General features: G+C 47.1%; 2 protein-coding genes. One reads left to right on the forward strand and one right to left on the reverse strand.

Annotated features, from left to right (window positions below; all coding sequences use genetic code 11):
- Nucleotides 1-341: 341 nt before the first annotated feature.
- The gene (locus F6K49_RS38235) at nucleotides 342-599 is read left to right on the forward strand and encodes a hypothetical protein (RefSeq protein ID WP_293025569.1); all 258 of its coding nucleotides are present in this window, start codon (nucleotides 342-344) and stop codon (nucleotides 597-599) included.
- Here F6K49_RS38235 and F6K49_RS38240 read toward each other — a convergent pair.
- Complete coding sequence (locus F6K49_RS38240; RefSeq protein ID WP_293105511.1) at nucleotides 596-2857, reverse strand: protein kinase; 2262 nt, start codon at nucleotides 2855-2857, stop codon at nucleotides 596-598. The genes F6K49_RS38235 and F6K49_RS38240 overlap by 4 nt on opposite strands.
- Nucleotides 2858-3260 lie beyond the last annotated feature (403 nt).

Genomic DNA, 3260 nt, shown 5'->3' on the forward strand with positions numbered 1-3260 from the left:
ATCGCAGCCCCATCAATTTCCTGGTCAATGTCGTCTGTGGGTTGATTGCTTATTGCCATCAGTCCAAGAAGCCTTCTCTCCTGATTGACTGGGCTTTACCACCTGCTGCTTAACCCGTACTGACGTTTTTTTATATGCTTATAAGAAGTCTGATCTTGCCGATAATTCTATATAATCCAACGAAAATCTCATTTTTGTTAACGCTACTAGACATATGCAGCCAGCATTAGGCGCGACAAACGCCGACAGTACCAAAAGGCCAGTACGCCCTTTTATCCACAAGTGAGGTTGCACAACAGATGCATTGTCGGAAATCCCTACCTACTTGGTGATGGTGGTACATGAGTTTGGTCGTTTGTGTGCTTCGTCTGTATTTAACTGACTCTATGGCAGGTCAGTCGCCACCCGTTGGATGGGAGTTTCTCTTTCCTCGGCTATTTCGTAAACATCCTCTTTCCAATCAAACCGGGCATGGGCAGAGACGCCAGCAGACCATAGTTCTGGTTTCCCATATGCTGACCCATACTAAATCAACCCATCGAGGGTCACAGGTTTTCCTTGGCCAAAAGGCCACGCTACGCGTTCAACAAAACGATTAAGGTCTATAGATTGAAGCAGACATTCCTTGTTGACGTAGTTGGTTAGCAAAAGCATTTGCCTTGGCTTCGTTTTTGAATGCTCCCATCTGAATTCGAGACCCTTGTGGGAATCGACCCAAAAAAGCACCAGGGACAATTTTCCTGGCTTTTGCTAAACCACTAGAACTCCCGTCGTTGAGTATCACGTAATATTTGATTTTAGTAGATTGAGACGGTGGTGGTGCAGTGGTTATCTTTCGGGTAACCACTGGCTGTTTAGGCAATGGTGTGGCAATAGAAACCGGTCTTGGAGCAGGCTGTGAATTGTTTTGAATACCTTTATTTAAGTCTGGTTGTGACCCAGAAATCGCTTGGTTTGCTCTAGAGCCAATTTGATTCTGTACAGCGAGTTGCTTTCTTTTAGCTTCCACTTGAGCTTGTTGCTGCCGAGCTTCAGCCATGATGCGATTTAACTTCTGACGCCAATAGCCTCTTGTTGGCAAATTGCTGTTCTGAGCATAGTTCAACACATCAACCCACCTACCCTGTTCATAGGCTTGTTGAATCTTATCAAACTTACGTTCAAAGGATACCCATTCGTTGTGCCATTGGTCAATTTTGGTTTGGGCACCATTGAAAGCAGCACTACTAGGCAACACATCTTGTGCGATCGCAATTGCCCTCTTGATATCTCCTGCCTGATAGTTTTCCACTGCCCTTGCCAAAATTAGGGACCCATTATCTGCCGGTTGTGCTGGTGTTGGCTGACGGGTCTGTGGTGGTGATGGAGCCCTCTTGACGACAGGTGTAGGTTTTGGGGACACTTTTTGCTTAGGAACGTTTCTCTTAGGAACGTTTCTCTTCGGAGCAGTTGCCACCACTGGCTCAACCGTCGATACACAGTCAGTCAAATTTGTAAACACCCACCCGTTAACCGGTGAACTAATTTCTACCCAGCCAGGTTGTCCACTACCAGTTAGAACCAGACTGGTTCCCTGATTCAGCTTACCAACTTTTGACCCGTTAGGCTCGGAGCGCACATTCAACCTACTACCTGTCACCTGGCAATTACCTGGGGCAGCTGGGGCTGGTGGCTCATATACCACCGGAGCTGAACGGCGATTGGGTGTACTCCTATTAGGAATTGGTTGCGCTATTCTAGGTGGTGACCAAGAGCTAGAACGCATCGAGTAGACCATACCAGCTATCGAGGAAGTAACTAGGGCAATGCCAGTGCCAATGATCAGAGACAAATTATCCGATCTATCCGCCTTAGTTGGAGGCAACGGAGAAGGTGCTGGTTTATTTGGAGTAGAACCCCTATCAACATTTGCGTCCCAAGTTTTTTGCTCTGAGAACGGGGTTGGTACTTGCTCCGGTGGGAAGTTTTCTTCAACTGTAGGGATATTGTGAATTGAGTAGTAGGTCGGGGAATTGATGGAGTACGGTTTTGAATTAGTACTCAATTTCTGTAAGTCTCGTAAAACCTGCGATCCCGACTGGTAACGGTCTTTGACTTGATAGCGAACCATTTTAGTAAGGACATTCGCCAATCCTACACTCACTGACACCAGGGATTGCCAGTTTACTTCACCAGTATTGAGGTCTTCCTGAAACTGATCTGGTACCATTCCAGTTAGTGCCTGAATCCCAATAATCCCTAGGGCATAAATATCACTGCTGGGACAGGGCTGACCCAAAGCCTGCTCACTGGACATATAGCCAGGAGTGCCTATTACCACAGTATGGTGAGTTTGTCTATAGGCACTAGCCAGCTCAGTTTGAACTTGCTTAACTGCACCAAAGTCCACCAACACTAACTTTTTATCTGCCGTGCGTCGGATCAGGTTGTCGGGCTTAATATCGCGATGAATCACACCGTGACGGTGGACAAATTCCAAAATACCTAAGACTTCCTGCAATAGCCCAATCACCTGTTTTTCCTGCCATCGGTGACCAGGGGACAACTCTTGGCTCAAGAGATGCCCTTCGATGAACTGTTGCACCAAGTAAAACTCATGGTCTTCTTCAAAGTAGGCAAGTAGCCGAGGAATTTGGTCATGATTTCCCAGCTTTTCAAGGGTTTCAGCTTCCCTACTAAATAGGCGTCGAGCAGTTTCTAAAAATGTCTGAGAGCCATTGGGAGGCTGAAGTTGCTTAACAACACAGCTTGGGTTACCTGGACGCTTCGTGTCCTTGGCTAAATAGGTTTTGCCAAATCCCCCGGAACCGAGGACTTGAGTCACTTGGTAACGCCCGTCCAGTAACTTGCCTAACATAGGATTGATGTGCCTAAGAGTTCACAAAAAGGAAGTTTAAAACTCCGCACCAAGGGGGCGGGGTGCTAACTGTCTCATGTTTAACATACGCTGATCGGTATTATTGACCAGGATTGTGCCAATTTATATTTTGATTATCATTCAGCTATCAGCATTCAGCTATCATCATTCAGCTATCATCATTCAGCTATCATCATTCAGCTATCATCATTCAGCTATCATCATTCAGCATTATGCTTAAGGCTATCAGCTAGAGGCTATCAGCTAGAGGCTGAGGGCTGAGGGCTGAGGGCTGAGGGCTGAGGGCTGAGGGCTGAGGGCTGAGGGCTGAGGGCTGAGGGCTGACCGCTAAAGGCTGACCGCTGACCGCTGACCGCTGACCGCTGAATGCTTACGATTATCG

The organism is Moorena sp. SIO3I6 (assembly GCF_010672095.1).